19 protein-coding genes are annotated in these 18,747 nt (G+C 54.4%); 3 read left to right on the plus strand and 16 right to left on the minus strand.

Features of this window, described 5'->3' with window-relative positions; genetic code table 11:
* Nucleotides 1-9 precede the first annotated feature (9 nt).
* The 4 genes from BQ7397_RS08350 to secG form a co-directional block, all read right to left on the minus strand.
* On the minus strand, nucleotides 10-465 hold the full coding sequence (locus BQ7397_RS08350) for a CtsR family transcriptional regulator (RefSeq protein ID WP_077075617.1): 456 nt from the start codon (nucleotides 463-465) through the stop codon (nucleotides 10-12).
* 128 nt (nucleotides 466-593) lie between these two features.
* Complete coding sequence (locus tag BQ7397_RS08355; protein ID WP_077075618.1) at nucleotides 594-1,388, minus strand: copper amine oxidase N-terminal domain-containing protein; 795 nt, start codon at nucleotides 1,386-1,388, stop codon at nucleotides 594-596.
* A 125-nt stretch (nucleotides 1,389-1,513) separates the two neighbouring features.
* Complete coding sequence (locus tag BQ7397_RS08360) at nucleotides 1,514-3,517, minus strand: sodium-translocating pyrophosphatase (RefSeq protein WP_077075619.1); 2,004 nt, start codon at nucleotides 3,515-3,517, stop codon at nucleotides 1,514-1,516.
* A gap of 12 nt (nucleotides 3,518-3,529) precedes the next feature.
* Nucleotides 3,530-3,763 (minus strand): preprotein translocase subunit SecG, encoded by a 234-nt coding sequence (secG, locus tag BQ7397_RS08365; RefSeq protein ID WP_077075620.1) that lies wholly within the window; start codon nucleotides 3,761-3,763, stop codon nucleotides 3,530-3,532.
* Nucleotides 3,764-3,918: 155 nt separating this feature from the next.
* Here secG and BQ7397_RS08370 point away from each other — a divergent pair, with 155 nt between their 5' ends.
* The 3 genes from BQ7397_RS08370 (at nucleotide 3,919) to BQ7397_RS08380 (ending at nucleotide 6,185) form a co-directional block, all read left to right on the plus strand.
* Nucleotides 3,919-5,523 (plus strand): gamma-glutamyltransferase family protein, encoded by a 1,605-nt coding sequence (locus BQ7397_RS08370; protein ID WP_234970596.1) that lies wholly within the window; start codon nucleotides 3,919-3,921, stop codon nucleotides 5,521-5,523.
* 50 nt (nucleotides 5,524-5,573) lie between these two features.
* On the plus strand, nucleotides 5,574-5,780 hold the full coding sequence (locus BQ7397_RS08375; protein WP_077075621.1) for a hypothetical protein: 207 nt from the start codon (nucleotides 5,574-5,576) through the stop codon (nucleotides 5,778-5,780).
* Nucleotides 5,781-5,960: 180 nt separating this feature from the next.
* Nucleotides 5,961-6,185 carry a hypothetical protein gene (locus tag BQ7397_RS08380; protein ID WP_077075622.1) on the plus strand — a complete coding sequence of 75 codons (225 nt, stop codon included), beginning with the start codon at nucleotides 5,961-5,963 and terminating at the stop codon, nucleotides 6,183-6,185.
* A 60-nt stretch (nucleotides 6,186-6,245) separates the two neighbouring features.
* Here BQ7397_RS08380 and BQ7397_RS08385 read toward each other — a convergent pair whose 3' ends face one another.
* The 12 genes from BQ7397_RS08385 to tpiA all read right to left on the minus strand — a co-directional run bounded on the left by BQ7397_RS08385 (nucleotide 6,246) and on the right by tpiA (nucleotide 18,747).
* Nucleotides 6,246-7,655, minus strand: coding sequence for a phospholipase D family protein (locus tag BQ7397_RS08385; RefSeq protein WP_234970597.1), 1,410 nt, complete (start codon nucleotides 7,653-7,655; stop codon nucleotides 6,246-6,248).
* An 82-nt stretch (nucleotides 7,656-7,737) separates the two neighbouring features.
* Entirely contained in the window at nucleotides 7,738-8,532 is a 795-nt protein-coding gene (locus BQ7397_RS08390) for an ATP-binding cassette domain-containing protein (protein ID WP_077075623.1), read from the minus strand.
* Nucleotides 8,525-9,508 carry an ABC transporter ATP-binding protein gene (locus tag BQ7397_RS08395; RefSeq protein ID WP_077075624.1) on the minus strand — a complete coding sequence of 328 codons (984 nt, stop codon included), beginning with the start codon at nucleotides 9,506-9,508 and terminating at the stop codon, nucleotides 8,525-8,527. The genes BQ7397_RS08390 and BQ7397_RS08395 overlap by 8 nt, the downstream gene beginning before the upstream one ends.
* 1 nt (nucleotide 9,509) lies before the next feature.
* Nucleotides 9,510-10,361: a nickel transporter permease gene (gene nikC / locus BQ7397_RS08400; RefSeq protein ID WP_077075625.1), complete on the minus strand. Its 852-nt coding sequence runs from the start codon at nucleotides 10,359-10,361 to the stop codon at nucleotides 9,510-9,512.
* Between the two features lie 9 nt (nucleotides 10,362-10,370).
* Complete coding sequence (locus BQ7397_RS08405; protein ID WP_077075626.1) at nucleotides 10,371-11,297, minus strand: ABC transporter permease; 927 nt, start codon at nucleotides 11,295-11,297, stop codon at nucleotides 10,371-10,373.
* A gap of 63 nt (nucleotides 11,298-11,360) precedes the next feature.
* Complete coding sequence (locus BQ7397_RS08410; protein WP_077075627.1) at nucleotides 11,361-12,893, minus strand: ABC transporter substrate-binding protein; 1,533 nt, start codon at nucleotides 12,891-12,893, stop codon at nucleotides 11,361-11,363.
* 94 nt (nucleotides 12,894-12,987) lie between these two features.
* Nucleotides 12,988-14,253 (minus strand): UDP-N-acetylglucosamine 1-carboxyvinyltransferase, encoded by a 1,266-nt coding sequence (gene murA / locus BQ7397_RS08415; RefSeq protein WP_077075628.1) that lies wholly within the window; start codon nucleotides 14,251-14,253, stop codon nucleotides 12,988-12,990.
* A 141-nt stretch (nucleotides 14,254-14,394) separates the two neighbouring features.
* Nucleotides 14,395-14,772 carry a lactoylglutathione lyase gene (gene gloA, locus BQ7397_RS08420; protein WP_077075629.1) on the minus strand — a complete coding sequence of 126 codons (378 nt, stop codon included), beginning with the start codon at nucleotides 14,770-14,772 and terminating at the stop codon, nucleotides 14,395-14,397.
* Nucleotides 14,769-15,212, minus strand: coding sequence for a SixA phosphatase family protein (locus tag BQ7397_RS08425; RefSeq protein WP_077075630.1), 444 nt, complete (start codon nucleotides 15,210-15,212; stop codon nucleotides 14,769-14,771). Before BQ7397_RS08425 ends, gloA begins: the two co-directional genes overlap by 4 nt.
* Before the next feature lie 9 nt (nucleotides 15,213-15,221).
* Nucleotides 15,222-16,499: a phosphopyruvate hydratase gene (gene eno / locus BQ7397_RS09140; RefSeq protein ID WP_144019996.1), complete on the minus strand. Its 1,278-nt coding sequence runs from the start codon at nucleotides 16,497-16,499 to the stop codon at nucleotides 15,222-15,224.
* 9 nt (nucleotides 16,500-16,508) lie between these two features.
* Nucleotides 16,509-18,020 (minus strand): 2,3-bisphosphoglycerate-independent phosphoglycerate mutase, encoded by a 1,512-nt coding sequence (gene gpmI / locus BQ7397_RS09145; RefSeq protein WP_144019997.1) that lies wholly within the window; start codon nucleotides 18,018-18,020, stop codon nucleotides 16,509-16,511.
* On the minus strand, nucleotides 18,013-18,747 hold the full coding sequence (tpiA, locus tag BQ7397_RS08435) for a triose-phosphate isomerase (protein ID WP_077075631.1): 735 nt from the start codon (nucleotides 18,745-18,747) through the stop codon (nucleotides 18,013-18,015). Before tpiA ends, gpmI begins: the two co-directional genes overlap by 8 nt.

The raw sequence follows: 18,747 nt of genomic DNA on the forward strand, positions 1-18,747 counted from the left end.
CGCACCTCCTTATGAAAAGATCCCGAGCAAAATATTTTGCAACAGATCCGCCCGCACGGCGTTTCGCTTATCCGACGCAACGGCCAAGGAGCGATCGGACAGGGCGATGCCCAAGAGTCGGTGCTCGTTTTCCGTCACGTATTTCGCCTCCAAGAGGGTGTCCAAAATCTGATTGGCCTTGGACTGAGTGATGCTTTCCCCCACGGCTTCCGTGAGCTGCTCGTAGAAGCGGGCGTCGTCTTTGATTTCCACCTGAACGATGCGTATAAAGCCGCCGCCTCCCCTTCGGGATTCCACAAAAAAACCCTGCACCGGCGTGAAGCGGGTGGTGAGGACGTAGTTAATCTGGCTGGGGGCACAATTAAAATGTGCCGCCAAAACATTTCTCTTTATTTCGATCTGCCCTTCCCTTTCCAGCAAAAGGGCCCGCAGATAATCTTCGATATGATTGCTAAGACGTGCCATAAATGCCTCCTATCTGATTTCAGTATACGTTTAAAGTCAAAGAATGTCAACATCAGAAAGCACGCCTTCTTTTCTCTAAATGAATCGAATTCGCCGCATAAAAACACCCTCCTAAGAGGGCGTTTCGTTTACTTATTCAGCTCAGGATCTCGTACCCACACATCGTTCACTACGTCGTATTTGTAAAAGACGCTCTTGTTTAAATCCAGGCGGTAGCGGGCGACGGTCACGATGTGATCCGGATGATCCTCGATGACATCGTAGGCGTAGATATGTTTCTTTATCAAAGCATCGCTGCCCTCATGAGAGCAGTCGATCAACTTAAAGGGCGGCTTTTTATATTCCGCAGGCAATTTGCTGTACATCCATGCACCGGCAATTTCCTCGTCGGTCTTCGCCACCTTCCCCTCGATGGACACCGTATAGGTCTTTCCGTCCCAGGAAATTTTTTGGTCGAAGAGTTCCACCACGGCCCGAAGAGGAATAAAGGCCCTGTCTTCTTTAATGACCGGCGCAACCTCCAAGGGCAGCTTCTTTCCTCTCTCTAAGAGAGACGCTATCTCTTTCATCTGAAAATCTAACTTCGTCGACATGTCGTAAGCCGACGCCACGTCCTCTTTATTCAGTACGACGACGTTCTTCTCTGTCGGCTTCAGGTAAATGGCTTGCTCCGGTTTGTTCGTATCGAAATTCATCTTCGTCAGAAGGATGTCGCGACTTTCCTCGTCCCACAGCACTTGATAGTCCAGGGCCTCGGCGACGAAGCGCAGAGGGACCATGGTGCGATCGGAGGAAATAAAGGCGGCGGGTTTCGACACCACCGGCTTTCCGTTTACCTTCAGCTTCACATTTCTTTGGGCAAAGGCCATAGACGGCAGGGCCAAAAGGGCCAGGGCCAGGGCCAACACATTTCTCTTTTTCATCTTCCACCTCTTTCTTTGTTCCGACATTTTATCTTGCTTTCAATATACCCTTCGCGGCCCTTTTTCGCACAAAAAAAACAACTCGCCGAAGCGAGTTGCCTAATCATTTGATCGAGTGAGATCGACTACATAAACATGCCGCCGAATTGTACAAAGAGGGGTGCGAAGACCAAGGATACGATCGTAATCAATTTGATTAAGATGTTCAAGCTCGGTCCGGACGTGTCCTTAAAGGGGTCGCCGACGGTGTCGCCGGTAACGGCCGCTTTGTGTGCATCGGAGCCTTTGCCCCCGTGGGCGCCGCCTTCGATGAATTTCTTTGCATTGTCCCAAGCGCCGCCGGCATTACTCATAAAGATTGCCATTAAGACGCCGGTAACCAACGCACCTGCTTGCAGGCCGCCTAACGCTTCCGTACCTAAGCAGAAGCCGACGATCAAGGGAACGACGACGGCGATGACGCCGGGAACGATCATTTCTCTTAATGCAGCGGTGGTGGAGATGTCGACGCATTTAGCGTATTCGGGGGTAGCCGTCCCTTCCATAATGCCGGGGATGGCTTTGAATTGGCGACGAACCTCTTCGATCATCGCCGTGGCCGCATTACCTACAGCGCTCATGGTTAAAGCGGAGAAGGCGAAGGGCAGCATGCCGCCGATGAAGGTCCCTGCGATAACAGAGGGCTTGGAAATGTCGATGCCTGCAAGGCCCGTTGCCTGAATGTAGGATACGAACAGGGAAAGTGCCGTTAAGGCTGCGGAGCCGATAGCGAAGCCCTTGCCGATAGCTGCCGTGGTGTTACCTACGGCGTCTAAGGAGTCGGTAATGTCGCGGACGCCTTCGGGGAGCTCGCACATTTCGGCGATACCGCCGGCGTTGTCGGCGATGGGGCCGTAAGCGTCGACGGCGATGGTAGAGGCTGTGGTAGCCAGCATACCTACCGCTGCCAGGGCGATGCTGTATAAGCCGATGACGGCATTTTCATGGCCGCCGCCGAGGGAGTATGCCGCAATGATGCCGATAGCCAAAACGATAATCGGGCCGACGGTGGACATCATGCCTACGGAAAGACCGGCGATAATGTTTGTAGAAGCACCGGTTTCCGATTCGTGAGCGATCCGTTGAACGGGCTTGTATTCGGCTGCGGTGTAGTATTCGGTAATTTTGGAAATAATCAAGCCGACGCAGACGCCGATAATAACGGGCCAGAAGACGGCGAGGCTGTCGAAAATTTTATGAGATAAGAAGCCTGCCACGATAATGGTGATTGCCGATGCCACATAGGTACCGATGTTTAACGCCTTTTGCGGGTTCTTGTCCCCTTTGACAAAGAACATGGAGATAATCGATGCCACGATGCCGACGGCGGCAATGGAAAGACCGTATTGAATGCCTTTGTCTTCGAATGCGACGAAGCCAAGGGTGATGACGGAAAGTAACGCACCGACATAGGATTCGAACAGGTCGGCGCCCATGCCCGCCACGTCGCCTACGTTATCGCCTACGTTGTCGGCGATGACGGCGGGGTTTCTCGGGTCGTCTTCCGGAATACCCGCTTCGACCTTACCGACCAGGTCGGCACCGACGTCGGCCGCTTTGGTATAGATACCGCCGCCGACACGGGCGAAGAGGGCGATAGAGGATGCCCCTAAGGAGAAGCCTGTGATGATGCTTGCATCGCCGAACCAAAGGTAGAAGACGGAAATCCCTAAAATACCTAAGCCGACGACGACAAGACCCATAACGGCACCGCCGGAGAAGGCGATGTCCAGGGCTCTGCCCATGCCGTGGCTGTGGGCAGCCTGTGCCGTGCGAACATTGGCTTTCGTCGCCGTGTTCATGCCGATGTAGCCGGCGGCAACGGAGAATGTCGCGCCGACGACGAAGCACACGGCGGTGCGCCAGTCGATGGCAAAAAGTAAAACGGCGGCCAATACAACGACAAAGACGACCAGCGCCTTGTACTCACGTTGTAAAAAGGCCATAGCTCCCTCGTGGATATAGCCGGAGATTTCTTTCATCCGTTCATTACCCGGGTCTTGCTTTCCTACGTAGGAAGATTTCATCAGACCGAATAAAATAGCTATAACGCCGATAACGGGAGCAATGAATAAAATATTATAATCCATGATTCCTCCTGGTTATTTCGTAAGTGCAATTAAAATAATAGTCGAAAGAAAAAAGATAATCGACGAAACAACGGTGATACGCTTCAGCATATCCTTACGACTCGTCCCGCGATTGGAGCCCCATTCCGACGACGGGGAGCTACCGTCCAAGGTACCCAAGCCCACTTGGTTGGATTCCTGTACGACGACGGCACAAATAGTGGCAATCGCCGATAATGCGACGATGATGCTCAAAAAAGTAGTCAAACTAACACCTCCTCGATCCAAACAATCTATCAATAACATTACTATCCTAACATAATCCATTCTCCATTGCAATTAAAACCGTCCCGTAAAAGGCTTGTTTTACGCATTTATCTGGTCAAAAGACGATAAAAAGATTATACTCCTCTTAAAGGAGCGTGAGACCATTGTACCCCAAGTATCCCTATTCATCAAAAAGAAGCATGACCTACGGCCGTGCCATGGCCCTGGCATCCAATCCCACGGCGGCTGCGGCGGGACGAAAGATTTTAGAAGCCGGCGGCAATGCCGTGGACGGCGCCGTCGCCATGGCGGCGGCACAAACGGTGGCGGAGCCCACCTCCAACGGCCTAGGAAGTGATCTCTTCGCCATTATCTCCACAGGCGGCAAGCTTTACGGCTACAACGGCAGCGGCAAAAGCCCGGCCGCTATTTCCCTCGCCGCCGTCAAGGAAAGAGGTTATACCTCCATGCCCCTTTACGGCATCGAATCCGTGGGCGTGCCTGGAGCCGTGCGGGCATGGGCGGACATTCACAAAAAACACGGCCGCCTGCCCTTTAAGGATGTCCTTGCCCCTGCCATCCAATACGCCGAGAAAGGCTACGTCCTCTCCCCCACCGTGGCGCGCCTTTGGGCCATGGAGCTTGAAAAAAGAAAGGCCAATACCGATTCGGTCTACGACAGCTTTTGGGCTACCTTTTCTGAAAACGGCGAGGCGCCCGAGGCCGGCGACATCCTCCGCCTGCCTCACCACGCCCGCACCTTGAGAGCCATCGCCGAAGACGGCGGCAAGAGCTTTTACGAAGGCGAGATCGCGGAAAAAATCGCCGTCTTTATGAAGGCGAACGGCGGCTTTATGCGGGCGGAGGATTTAAAAAACCACGAGACCTTGGAGGTAGAGCCTCTCTCCGCCACCTTCCGCGGCACGGAAGTGTGGGAGCTTCCTCCCAACGGCCAGGGCATTACCGTGCTTATGGCCCTGAAAATTCTGAGCCGCTTCGATTTAAAGGCCGACGATCCGGCGTCCATTCACTACACGGCGGAGGCCATTAAGCGGGCCATGACCGACGGCGCCAATTACATCGCCGATCCCGACTACATGGAGCTTACGACAGAGGACCTCCTCTCCGATGCCTACGCCAAAAAATGCGGCGAGGCCTTCGGCGAAAAGGCTCAAGCCATGACCTACGGCAATCCCCTGGACCGCTCCACCGTCTACTTCTGCATCGGCGATAAGGACGGCAATATGGTTTCCATGATCCAGTCCAATTACGAGGGCTTCGGCGCAGGCATCGTCGTGCCGGAAACGGGGATCTCTCTGAACAATCGCCTGCTTAATTTCTCCATGGAAGATGGCCGTGCCAATACCCTGGCCGGCAGCAAGCGCCCCTACCACACGATTATCCCCGGCTTTTTGACCCGCGGCGGAAAGCCCTACGGCGCCTTCGGCGTTATGGGCGGCTTTATGCAGCCCCAGGGCCACGTGCAAACCCTTCTGCAGCTCTTGGCCTACGGCAGAAATCCCCAGTCCGCCTTGGACGCGCCCCGCTTTATGTGGACCGGCGATAAGAGAATCGAAATGGAGGCGGACTTCGATTCCGCCATCATCCAATCCATGAAAGAACGGGGCCACGATGTGCACATTCCCGAACACGATTTGGACATGGGCCGGGGCCAATACCTTCTCTACGACGAGGAGCGGAAAGTTTATATGGGCGGCACGGAAAAGCGCTGCGACGGCACCATCTGCGTGGCGGAATAGCTTGACGGCGATTTCCTCCTCTGCCATAATGAAATCCAGAGGTGATATGATTGAAGCATTTAAAACGCGCCCTGCTCGTGGCTGCGCTGGTATTTGTCCTTCAAATCATTGCCACTGTCGTCGTCTCTTACCAAAACCACGGCAGTTGGCAATTCAGCGACTATTACACGAAGCCCGTGAACTTAATTCTTCTCGGCATGTTCTTCGTCTCGACATTCTTGTCCGGACTGAACAAAGACCAAATGGAAAAAAAATAAAACCGGAGACAGTTTTGTCTCCGATTTTTTATTGCCTCCAACTTTTTACCAGGTGCAAAGGCCCGTGGCCTCCCGGAATTTCCGATAGTTATCTAAAGAGCGCCGGATAAATTTGTGTGACGAATTAATTTCTTTACACGACTTTTCCCGACAAGTATAATAGAGATGAGAGGTGATATCATGAAAGATCTAAAAACAACGAGCTTGCTCTTTGCCGTAATCTTCCTCGTCCCCATCTTAGTGAACTATTTCATTTCCATGAGGCTTTACGGTCATTGGCAGTTCAGCGATTTTTATAAAAATATCTATTATTGGATCTTTATCGGCGCCACAATCTTTTTCAAAGTCCTCGTTTCCACGATTTCTAACCATCGTAAAAGAAACAGTGTACATAAGGAAGATTGATTTTGCCCATTAAAAAACCGGAGACCGCGACAGTCTCCGGTTCTTTTTTGCCAAACTCTCTTACCAAGTGCAAAGGCCCGTGGCCTCTTGGAATTTCCACAGGGGACGAATGAGCACCCGTTCGTCCTTATATTCTTCGAAGGGCAGGGTGTACTCCCCGTCTTCGTTGGTCCAAATGCGGCGGAAGTAATTCTCCACGGCCACATGGGTCGGGGAGTTTCTCTCCATCTCCAGTGCCACATCCGTTTCCAAATTGTAGTTGTCTAAATTTCTTCGGGTGAAATTGCCGCTGCCTAAAATCGCGAGAGGCTTCTCGTCCTTGAAATCGAAATAAGCCATCTTCGTGTGGAACTGCTCGCCCTGCGTATTATACCAGCGGATCTGAATGCTCGGCGCTTTTTCCTTCAGCTCGCTCAGTGCCGGCCGATTGGGGGCGCCGTTTTTCTCCAGACCGAAGGCGTCTTTGTTTAGGTCGGCGACGATTTTTACATCCACGCCCCGATTGGCCGCCGCCTCCAGATCCTTTAAAATGCGAAACTCCGACAGGTAGAAGATGCCGATGTGAATCTTATCGCCCTTCTCGCTCTTGTTGATGTTCTCGGATAATGCGTCGTAAATTTTTCCCTCGGTAATCAGCTTCAGCCGATCCGTGGAATTCACATCCGGCGACTGAAAGGCCTTTACCGCCGGGGGAAGCTCTTTAAAGAAGATGCTTTCCGAGAGGATCAAATCCTCCATGGCCTTGCCGCGAAAAACTGCGGCCACATTGGAATGGTAGGCGCTGGGGTCGTGGGGATTGGCCGATGCCACCATGGCTTCATTTTCAGACACCACCACTTTGCGGTGATTGCCCTTAAAATTGATGAGCTTTAAGACGGAGCGCACCGTCACCTTTTCGCCCTCTTTGGCAAAGAAATTTCTGATGCGGCCGTTCCCCGCCGTGCCGAACCACTGGATGTAGGCGCGGTAGATGCCGGAGAAAATGGGATTGGAATCTCGCATGCGGTTTAAGTCCGTAACCACCACCTCGATGCCGGCGTCCTTCAATCTTTTTATATTGGCTTCTTCGTAGGCGCCGTAAAAATTATTGATCGGGTCCGTGACGAAGAGAATGGGCATGGCGGGATTTTCTTTCTTCTTTTCGATTAAGAGATCCGTCATGGCCGCCACCTGCTTGGGACAGTCCACGTCCTTATCGTAGGTGGCGTTAAAGAGAAAGAAGTCCACCATGAGAAATTCCTTGGCCTCGCGAATGATTTTCATCTCCCGATCGAAAATCTTTTGCTCGTGGATTTTTTCCCCGTCTTTTACATAGCTCAGGTCGTAAATAAATTCCGCCTCCGCCGGCGCGAATTCGCCCGCCACATTGGTTCCCTCGGGATTTTTCGTCGCGAGGCTATAAACCGTGGGAATCAACCACATAAGAAGGAGAATCCACAAGGCGGCTTTTTTTCTCGATATCTTCTTCAATAGGCCCCTCCTTTTTTATTATTATAACAAAAAATGCACCGACCTTCGCCGAAACAGTTTTTCGACAAGTCGGTGCATTCATTTATTTGCAGTGAGGATCCAATGGCGGCACCGCCGAGAGAAGCTTCTTCGTGTAATCGTCTCGGGGATTTTCCATAATACTGTCCCGGTCGTTGATCTCCACCAGCTTGCCTCGGTACATGACGCCGATGCGATCGGAAATATGTTCCACTACGGCGATGTCGTGGGAGATGAAGAGATAGCTCAGGTTGCGCTCCTCTTGCAGCTCTTCCAAGAGATTGATGATCTGGGCCTGAATGGACACGTCCAATGCCGAGGTGGGCTCGTCGGCCAAAATCAGGGTGGGCTCCACCACCAGGGCGCGGGCCACGCCGATGCGCTGCCGCTGGCCCCCGGAAAATTCGTGGGGATAGCGACCGAAATGGGTCTTGGAAAGGCCGCAGAGGCTCAAGGTCTCGCGAGCCTTCTCGCGAATGTTCTCGCCCCCTAAGTTCACCAGGGGCTCCATGACGATTTCCTCGGCGGTCATTTGGGGGTTGAGAGAGCTGTAGGGATCCTGAAAAATCATCTGCACGTCCCGGCGAATGGCCTTCAGCTCTTTGGCGTCGGCCTTTAACACGTCCCGACCCTTGTAGAGGATTTCCCCCTGAGCGTCGGGATAGAGACCCAGGATGCAGCGGGCCAAGGTGGATTTGCCGCTGCCGCTTTCGCCGACGATGCCCAGGGTTTCCTTTTCGCCCAAGGTAAAGGAGACGTCGTCTACGGCGGTGAACATCTTTCCCTCTTTCGAAAAGAGGGATTTTTTCCCCACGGGGAATTTTTTTACTACGTGATTTAATGTCAACAGATCAGCCACAGCACGCCTCCCCTTCGTAGAGGAAACAGGCGACGCATTGGCCCGGTCGGTGTTCCCTCAGCTCCGGCACTTCTTTGCCGCAAATAGCCATGCGCTTGTCGCAGCGGGAATAAAAGGGGCAGTGCCCTTCCATTTCCGACGGCGGTGGCACATTGCCGGGAATGTTGTAGAGTTTTTCGCCGCGGTTTTCCAATGTGGGCCGCGCCCGCAAGAGCCCCATGGTGTAGGGGTGGAGGGGGCGGTCGAAAATCGTGCAGACGTCGGATTTTTCCATGACTCTGCCGCCGTACATAACCACCACGTCGTCGGCCATTTGGGCCACCACGCCGAGGTCGTGGGTGATGAGCATAATGGCCGTGCCCATTTCCCGCTGCAGGTTTTCCATAAGCTCCAGCACTTCCTTTTGAATGGTCACGTCCAGTGCCGTGGTGGGCTCGTCGGCGATTAAAAGCTTAGGAGAAGAGGCCAATGCCATGGCGATCATCACCCGCTGGCGCTGGCCGCCGGAGAGCTCGTGGGGATAGGCGCGGGCTTTGTTTGCCGCATCCTTAATCTCCACCATCTCAAGCATTTCCACGGCCTTCTTCTTCGCCTCGGCCTTGGAAAGACCCATAATGCGGCGGTAGACCTCCTCGATTTGAAAGCCGATCTTCAGCGCCGGGTTCAAACTGGTCATAGGCTCTTGAAAGATCATGGCCAGGTCCCGACTGCGAAGCATGCGCCGCTGTTCTTTTTCCATGTTTAAAATGCTTTCGCCCTTGTAGAGGATGTCGCCCTCTTCGATTTTTCCGTAAGGCTTGGGCAAAAGGCCCATGAGAGAAAGAGCCGTGACGCTTTTGCCGCTGCCGCTTTCCCCTACCACGGCGGTGGTGGAGCCTTCTTTAATGGAAAAGCTCACGCCGTTGACGGCATGGACCGGGCCGGCGTCGGTATAAAAGGTGGTATGCAGCCCGTTAAATTCTATAAGCTTCGACATATTAACCCCTTTGCGTTGCATCCAGGGCGTCTCTCAGCCCGTCGCCGAAAAGATTCAGGGAGAAAATCGTCAGGGCGATGGCGAGACCCGGGAATATGGTCATGTGCGGATAATCTTGAATGTAGCTTCTGCCTTGGGAGAGCATGCCGCCCCATTCCGGCGTCGGCGGTTGCACGCCGAGACCGATAAAGCTCAGGCTCGCAGCCTGCAAAATGGAGGTGCCCACGCCTAATGTGGCTTGGACGATGATGGGGCCCAGGCAGTTGGGCAGAATGTGGCGAAAGATCAGGCGGAAGTTGGATGCGCCGCCGATCTTTGCCGCTTCCACATACTCCTGCTCCTTCACGGAAAGGACGCTGGCCCGCACGATGCGGGCGTAGTTGGTAATCCCGGATAGGGATACGGCCAAAATCAGATTGCGAATCCCCGTGCCCAGTACCGTAGAAATGGCGATGGCCAAGATCAAAGACGGGATGGAGAGGATAATATCCACGAGGCGCATCAGCACATTGTCTACGCCGCCGCCGAAAAAGCCCGCCACGGCGCCGATAATGGTGCCGAAGATGACGGAGAGAATCGTGGCGAGGAAGCCGATGAAAAGAGAAATCCGCGCCCCGTAAACCACATTGGAAAAAATATCCCGGCCGAAATTGTCCGTGCCGAAAAAATGCTGACTCGAGGGAGATTGAAAGCGAATGGCCAAATTTTGCTCCGCGGGCACTTGCGTGGCGATAAGGGGCGCAAAAATTGCCACGATAATCATGACGGCGATAATGGCGAAGCCCAGCACCGCCATTTTGTTTTTCTTAAACAGGCGAAGGAGGTCGCGGAAACGAGATTGTTTTGAAATCATAGGGCCTCCTTATTGGTATTGGCTGCGCACGCGGGGATCCAAAAAGCCGTAGAGAATGTCCACGATAAGATTGAGCACGCAGTAGGAAAGAGAAATCAAGAGCACCGCCCCCAGGATCATGGGGTAGTCCATGGCGGAAATACTTTGCACCATGTGGCGGCCGATGCCGGGAATGGAGAAGATGGTTTCCGTCAAGACGCTGCCGCCGATTAAGGATCCGGTGAGAAGCCCGGCGCTGGTGAGCACGGGAATCATGGCATTTTTCAAGGCGTGAACGAAGAGAATATAGATCTCCCTAAGCCCCTTGGAGCGGGCCGTGCGAATGTAGTCCTTGCTTAAAACTTCCAGCATGGAGGAGCGGGTTTGCCGCATAATCACCGCCATGGACTGAAAGCCCAGGGCGAAGCCCGGCAAGATCAAGTGCTTAAAGGAGCGCAGCCCCGACGAGGGGAGCCAGCCCAGCTTCACGGAAAACAGGAGGATAAACAGCATCCCCGACCAGAAGATGGGCATGGACAGGCCGATCATGCCGAAGAACATAGATATCTTGTCGATCCACGAATATTTGTACACGGCGCTTAGGACGCCGAAGATAATGCCGAAGATCACGGCTACAGCCAGGGAAAAGAGGGTGAGCTTCACCGTGGCGGGAAAGTATTCTCTCAGGGTGTCGCCTACGTCGGCGCCGGAGATATAGCTCTTGCCCAAATCGCCGTGAAGGGCGCCCTTCATATAGCGGCCGTACTGAACGATAAAGGGATCGTTGAGGCCCAGCTTTTCCCGGTAGGCCTCGATGGCCTCCGGCGGCGCCTGTTGCCCTAACTTCGCCACCGCCGCATCGCCGGGGGTCAGGTACAGGAGGCCGAAGATAATGAAACTGACGCCCAACATGGTGGGCACCATGAGTAAGAGTCGTCGAAGAATAAATTTGCTCATGCGCTCCTCTTTTCATACACCTTATGTAATAAAGACTCCCGAAGGAGCCTTTATCGTCGTGGTTTATTCAAACGTAATGTGGTAAAACTCGTTGCTGCCGCAGGGGTCGGGCTCGAAGTTTTTAATATACTTTTGCGCACCGATAATTTGCTCGCCGTAGAGGGCAAAGATGGCAGGATGATCCTTGATGACCAGCTCTTGTGCCTCTTTGTATACCGCTGCCCGTTGATCCTCAGGCGCCCGGAGGCCCTTTTCGATTAAAGCGTCGAGTTCGGGATTGCCGTAGAACATAAAGTTCGGGCCCACGCCCTTTTTATCCGTGGCGTAGGTGGCATAGAGCGGATAGTGGGGATCCACGATGGAAGGCGACCAGCTCATAATAAACATATCGTGTTCGTGGTTGGGCTTGCCCAATGCGGACATATAGGCGTTCCATTCCATGGCATTGATTTCGACCTTTAAGCCCACTTCGGCCAATTGCGATTGAATAATCGTTGCCATGTCCTTGCGGTCCTGTTGATCGTGGACGTAGAGCTTAATCGTTTCCCCTTCCTTGACTCCGGCTTCTTTTAAGAGGGCCTTGGCCTTTTCGATGTCACGCTTTTCAGGCTTGACGGAATCGGAAATGGAGTAAGGGATGTTCGGGTTCACGGGGCCCGTGGCGATCTTGCCGTGGCCCATGTAAACCGCATCGATGATGGCCTGCATATCCAAGGCGTAGGTCATGGCTTCTCTGGCCTTGGGGTCCTTGAAAATGCCGCGGTCTACGGTGAGGCCGATAAAGTGAACGGAGTTGTCCAGCTTGGTGTAGAGAGTTAAGTCTTCGTTGTCCTTGACCTTCGATGCGTCGTTAGGCGCAACTTCCATGGCGATGTCAGCCTGTCCGCTGTCCAATTCGATGACGCGGTTGGCATCCTCCGGAATAATGCGGAAGACCATTTTCGTAAAGGCGGGCTTTTCTCCCCAATAATTTTCGTTGAGGCTCAAGGACGTGTTGTCCAGCTTCTTCCATTCGTCCAGCTTAAAGGGACCGGTGCCCACGGGATTGGTGCCCAAGGCTTCCGGATCCTTTTCCGTGGTGGTCTTGTCCACCATGGAAGCTGCCGGGTGAGACAGTGCCGCCGAGAAGGTGGCGTCCGGTGCCTTCAGCTTAAATTTAATGACGTGGGGATCCGAGGTGTCGTAGCTGTTCGGGTCGATTTGACCGAAGATATAGCCGTAGGCGTCGGATTGAGCCACGCGGTTTAAGGTGTAGGCCACGTCTTCCGAGGTAAAGTCTTCGCCGTTAGAAAACTTCACGCCCTCCTTCAGCTTGATGACGTAGCTCACGTCGTCGGGCTGCTCGATGGATTCCGCCAGGCGGTTTTCCATGGTGCCGTCGGGCTTACGAACCACCAGGGGATCGTAAATTTGCTTAATAATGTTTTCGGCGTAAATGCTGTTTTGGATGGTGGGATCCATGGACTCGGCGTCGGAGGCCTGGGCGATGACCAAGGTGTCCTTGTCCTTGGCGTCGGCCTTTTCTCCGCCACCGCCGCCGCAGGCCGTGAGCAGCATGGTCATAGCCAGGGCAACTGCCACAAATTTTTTCTTCATATGCGATCACTTCCCTTTCATTTTGGGGTTCTATACTTCGCTCGATTGAATAAAGTATACCCGAAGGAAACGGTCTGAAATCACCGAATCGCGATTACGCCTCTTCACTTTCCACTCGGGAGATAACGGCGCCTAGGTTTCTGAACTTTTCTTCGATGTCTTCGTAGCCCCGATCGATGTGGTAAATGTCGTGGATGTGGGTCTTGCCTTCGGCCACGAGGCCCACGAGAATTAAGGCGGCGCCGGCCCGCAGGTCGCTGGCGTGAACGTGGGCGCCCTTTAGGTGCTTGGGCCCGATGACCACGGCGCTTCTGCCGTCGATCTTAATGTCGGCTCCCATGCGCTCGAATTCCTCCACGTGCATAAAGCGGTTTTCAAACACCGTTTCGATGGCCACATTGCTCCCCTTGCACTGAGTCATATAGGCCATAAACTGGGCCTGCATATCCGTGGGAAAGCCGGGATAGGGCAGGGTCTTAATGTCGATGGCCTCGGGAATGGCCCGGCCGATGACGCGGACGTTTTCTCCCTCTTCGATAATTTCCGCACCGGATTCCTTCAGCTTGGCGATGACCGGCTTAATGTGATTGGTAATGACATTTTCCACCAAGACGTCGCCGCCGGTAATGGCCGCCGCCACCATAAAGGTGCCCGCCTCGATGCGGTCGGGAATAATGGCGTGGCGCGCGCCGCCTAAGCGTTCGACGCCGACGATGCGAATGGTGGAGGTGCCGGCACCGGTGACCTTGGCGCCGAGCTTTCTGAGGAAATTGGACAGGTCCACGATCTCCGGCTCCTTGGCCGCATTGTCGATAATCGTCTCTCCTTCGGCGAGTACCGCCGCCATCATAATATTTTCCGTGGCGCCGACGGAGGGGAAGTCGAGATAAATCTTATCCCCTACGAGCTTGTCGCAGGAGGCCGTAATATTTCCGATGTCTTCTTGAATCTCCGCACCTAGTGCGCGGAAGCCCTTTAAGTGGTAGTCGATGGGTCTGGCGCCGATGGAGCAGCCCCCGGGAAGGGAGTTTTCCGTCTTGCCCATGCGGGCGAGCAAGGGCCCCATGACGAGAAAAGATGCCCGCATTTTATTCATCAATTCAAAAGGCGTCTTGTATTCCGACAGGCCCGCTGAATTGATCTTCAACTTGCCCTTGCCCAAGACTTCCACTTCGCTACCCAGGGCCTGAAGCACTTGGCACATAATGTGCACGTCTTGAAGTTCCGGCACTTCTTCCAAATAAATATCTTCCGTTCCCAAAAGGCAGGCCGCTAAAATAGGCAGAGCCGCATTTTTCGCTCCGCTGATACGCACGCGACCCTTGAGGGCCGGGCTTTTTTCCACGACGATTTTTTCCAAAAAAATTCTCCCCTTACTTCAACTGATTTATTGATAGGATTCGATCCTTTACATGCAAATAGAACGCCGAGAGACAAACTCCTGGCGTTCTTATTGTATCATATTTAAACTGATCGTAACCTATGGTTTACAGCTTTTGTTTTAAATCCCCCGGCGAATGACTTCGGTCTTGTAGCCGTCGGGATCCGTGACGAAAAAGTAGCGCGGCGCTTCGCCGGGCAGACCCATGAGCTCGGTGACGTCAAAGCCTTCCGCCTTCATGCGGGCGTGATCCCCTTCCAGATCGTCGCTTTCCACGGCCACGTGGCCGTAGCCGTCGCCGATGTTATAAGCGCCGTGGCCGATATTGTAGGTGAGCTCCAGCTCCGCCTTGTCCCCTTCCAGGGCCAAATAGACCAGCTTAAAGCCGTCGGCGGAGTGGTCCTTTTCCCGAGTCACCTTGTAGCCCAGAGCCTTTTCGTAAAAGGAGATGGAGGCTTCCAAATCCTTCACACGAATACAGGTGTGTGCGTACTTCACGATCTCACCCTTTCTATTTTGTCCACGTAGACGCCTTTGTCCACGATGGGATCGTATTCGATTTTGTGGAGGCTCGCCTTGCGCACAGCCACCACTTCGCCGGTAATCTCTTCGATGGTGTAACCCAAAGAAGGTTGATGGGCGATAAACAAAATGGGCTCGTCGGTAATATAGGTCTTCATATTGCGCCAGCGGGTGGCGTCCTTGTAGCTGACGATTTTGACGTCGTGAACGCCCAATTTTTCCGCCATGATTTCCGCCGTTTGCGCGGCGCGCTTATATTCCGAAGCGATGATTTTTTGAGGCAAGGGCCATTCCCTGCGCAGAAAAGCCTCCGCCGTATCCTCCGCCTGGAAGATTCCCTCTTGGGTTAAGGCGCGCTCTTCGTCGCGGGAAGCCATGTCTTCCGCCTTGCCGTGTCGCATTAAATATAAAATCATAATGTCCTCTTATCTAAACAGATCTTTTCCCTCGTAGCGGGCGAGCTCGCCTAATTCATCTTCGATGCGAAGGAGTTGATTGTACTTGGCGACGCGGTCGGTTCTCGCCGGCGCGCCGGTTTTAATTTGTCCCGTATTCAGCGCCACGGCCAAATCGGCGATGGTGGCATCCTCCGTTTCGCCGCTGCGGTGGCTGATCACCGCCGTCATGGACGCCCGGTGGGCCATGTTCACGGCGTCGATGGTTTCGCTCAGGCTGCCGATTTGATTCAGCTTGATCAAAATGGAATTGCCCACGCCCTCTTCGATGCCGCGCTCCAGTCGCTTCACATTGGTGACGAATAAATCGTCGCCCACCAATTGAAGCTTGTCGCCTAAGCGGTCGGTGAGCATCCTCCAGCCTTCCCAGTCGTCTTCGTCCAGGCCGTCCTCGATGCTCTTAATGGGGAAGCGATCGGCCAGAGCCTCGTACCAGGCCACCATCTCTTCCGCCGTGTATTCCTTGCCTTCGCCCTTTAGGACGTAGACCTTTTTGTCGGCATCGTACATTTCCGATGCGGCCACGTCCAGGGCAAAGACGATGTCTTCTCCGGGAGTGAGGCCCGCTTCTTTTACCGCTTCTACGATGAGCTCCAGGGCTTCCTCGTTGCTCTTCAGGTCGGGAGCGAAGCCGCCTTCGTCGCCGACGCCGGTGGAAAGGCCCTTGGACTTAATAACCTTTTTCAGGTGGTGATACACCTCGGCGCCCATGCGCAGGCCTTCCTTAAAGCATTCCGCGCCTACGGGCATAATCATGAACTCTTGAATGTCCACATTGTTATCGGCGTGTTCCCCGCCGTTTAAAATATTCATCATAGGCACCGGCAGAGTGCGCGCGCCGACGCCGCCGATGTATTGATACAAGGGCAGGCCCTGCTCGTCTGCTGCTGCCTTCGCTGCGGCCAGGGACACGCCTAAAATGGCATTGGCGCCGAGCTTTGCCTTGTTTTCCGTGCCGTCCAGCTCCAACAGGGCTTCGTCGATGCCCAGCTGATCCAAGACGTCGTAGTCTAGAATTTCCGGTGCGATGATTTCGTTCACGTGTACCACGGCATCCTCCACGCCCTTACCTAAGTAGCGATTGCCGCCGTCGCGCAATTCGATGGCTTCGTAGGCGCCTGTGCTTGCCCCGGAGGGGACGATGGCCCGGCCGAAACCGCCGGCCGCCGTATAGACCTCCACTTCCACCGTGGGATTGCCACGGCTGTCTAAAACTTCGCGACCATAAACTTCAATAATGCTGCTCATAATTGCTCCTTATTTCCATAAACTGCGGCCGGTCATGGCCTCGGGTTGTTCTATGTCTAATACGTCCAACATGGTGGGGGCGATGTCGGCGAGAACGCCGTCTTCGAGTTTTTTCTCGAAGCCCACGGGAATGAGGAAGACGGGATTGGTGGTGTGGGAGGTGACGGGATTGCCCGCCTCGTCCTTCATCACGTCGCAATTGCCGTGATCCGCCGTGATCAGCGCCCGGCCGCCCTTCTTCGAAAGGGCCTCCAGCACCGATGCCAAAGACCGGTCCACAGCCTCCACCGCCTCGATAGCGGCGTTTAAATTCCCGGTGTGACCGACCATGTCGGGGTTCGCATAATTTACAATATACACATCCGCCAGCTCTTTTTCAATGGCATTGATCAAATGTCTGCCCACGAGCTCCGCCCGCATGGCCGGTTCCAAATCGTAGGTGGCCACCTTCGGCGAAGGCACCAAAATGCGGTACTCTTCCTCGAAGGGATTTTCCCTGCCGCCGTTGAAAAAGAAGGTGACGTGGGCGTATTTTTCCGTCTCGGCGATGCGCAGCTGCTTGAGGCCGCCGCGGGAAATAATTTCGCCGAAGGTGTCTTTAATCTCTTCCTTGGGATAGATGATGTGGGTGTTGGGAATGGTGTCGTCGTAGTCGATCATGGTGACCACGTGCATGTGGGGATAGACCTTTCGTTCGAAATGGTCGAAGGCCTCGTCGGCAAATGCCCGCACGATCTCCCGCGCCCGGTCGGGGCGGAAATTGTAAAAGAGGAACACGTCCCCGTCCTTCATACGACCCACGGCCTCGCCGTCTTTTTCTAAATAAGAGGGCTCGAAAAATTCGTCGGTGTTGTCCGCTCCGTAGGACAGGGCGAAGACTTCATCGGGGTCACCGTAGGCTCTGCCTACGCCTCCCGTAAAGAGGTCGTAGGCCTTTTCCACCCGTTCCCAGCGATTGTCACGATCCATGGCGTAGTAGCGGCCCACGATGCTCACCACTTCGCCTGCGCCCCATTCATCGAGCTTGGCCTGAAGCTTTTGAATCTCTTCACGGCCCGCCGTGGGCGCCACGTCTCTTCCGTCTAAAATGGCGTGAATGTAAATTTTTTCCACGCCCCTGGCCTTGGCCAGTTGAACCAGGGCGTAGAGGTGATCCCTGTGGGAGTGGACGCCGCCGTCGGAAACCAGGCCCACCAGGTGAAGGGCCGACCCCTTGGCCTTGTCAAAGGCTTCCTGCAGCACGGCATTTTTCGCCAGTGTGCCGTCAGCCGCATCTTTCGTAATGCGGGTGAGCTCCTGATAGACGATGCGGCCGGCGCCGATATTCGTATGGCCCACTTCGGAATTGCCCATTTGTCCCTCGGGCAGCCCCACGGCTTCGCCGGATGCCTGAAGCACGCCGTAGCCCCGTTCCATAAGGCGGTCCAGACAGGGGGTCTTTGCCATGTAAAAGGCGTTGTTCGGCCCCGCCTCGGCGAGTCCCAGGCCGTCTAATATGGCAAGCAATAAGGGCTTAGGCATGGGAGGCCTCCTCCACGATGGCCTTGAACTCCTCGGCCTTTAAGCTGGCGCCGCCGACGAGGACGCCGTCGATGTTTTCCTTGGACACGAAGCCCGCCACATTGGAGGACTTCACGCTTCCGCCGTAGAGAATCCGCACCTTGTCCCTCACCGAGGGATCCAAGGAGGCCCGCACCTCGCCAATGACCGAATCGGCATCGGCGGCATCGGCGGTCTTTCCCGTGCCGATGGCCCAAATAGGCTCGTAGGCCAGGGTGATTTTTTCCAAATCCTCAATGCCTTCGAGAGAGGCCTTGACTTGCTTCTTTAAAAAATCCATGCGTTCGCCGGAGCCGTAGACCGCCTCGCTTTCGCCGAAGCAGATAATGGGCAGAAGCCCCTCTTCCATGGCGCGGGAGGCTTTCTTCGCCACGGTCTTATCCTCTTCGCCGCGGCCGCGACATTCGCTGTGGCCCACGATGACGTAGTCCACGTGAAGATCCGCCAGCATTTCCGCCGCCACTTCCCCGGTGTGGGCGCCGTAACTGTCCTCGGACACATTTTGTGCGCCGAGATAAACATCGGTGTCATTCAGGACTTGGCCTACCCGATCCAAATGAGTAAAGGGCGGGGCCACGAGTACGTCTACCTTCGATGTGTCCACGTCGTGAAGGGCCTTTGCCAGTGCTTCCCCCTCGGCCACGGTGGTGTTCATTTTCCAGTTGCCTGCAATTAACAGTCGTCTCAT

Source organism: Aedoeadaptatus urinae, assembly GCF_900155585.1.
In the GTDB taxonomy this organism is placed as follows: domain Bacteria; phylum Bacillota; class Clostridia; order Tissierellales; family Peptoniphilaceae; genus Aedoeadaptatus; species Aedoeadaptatus urinae.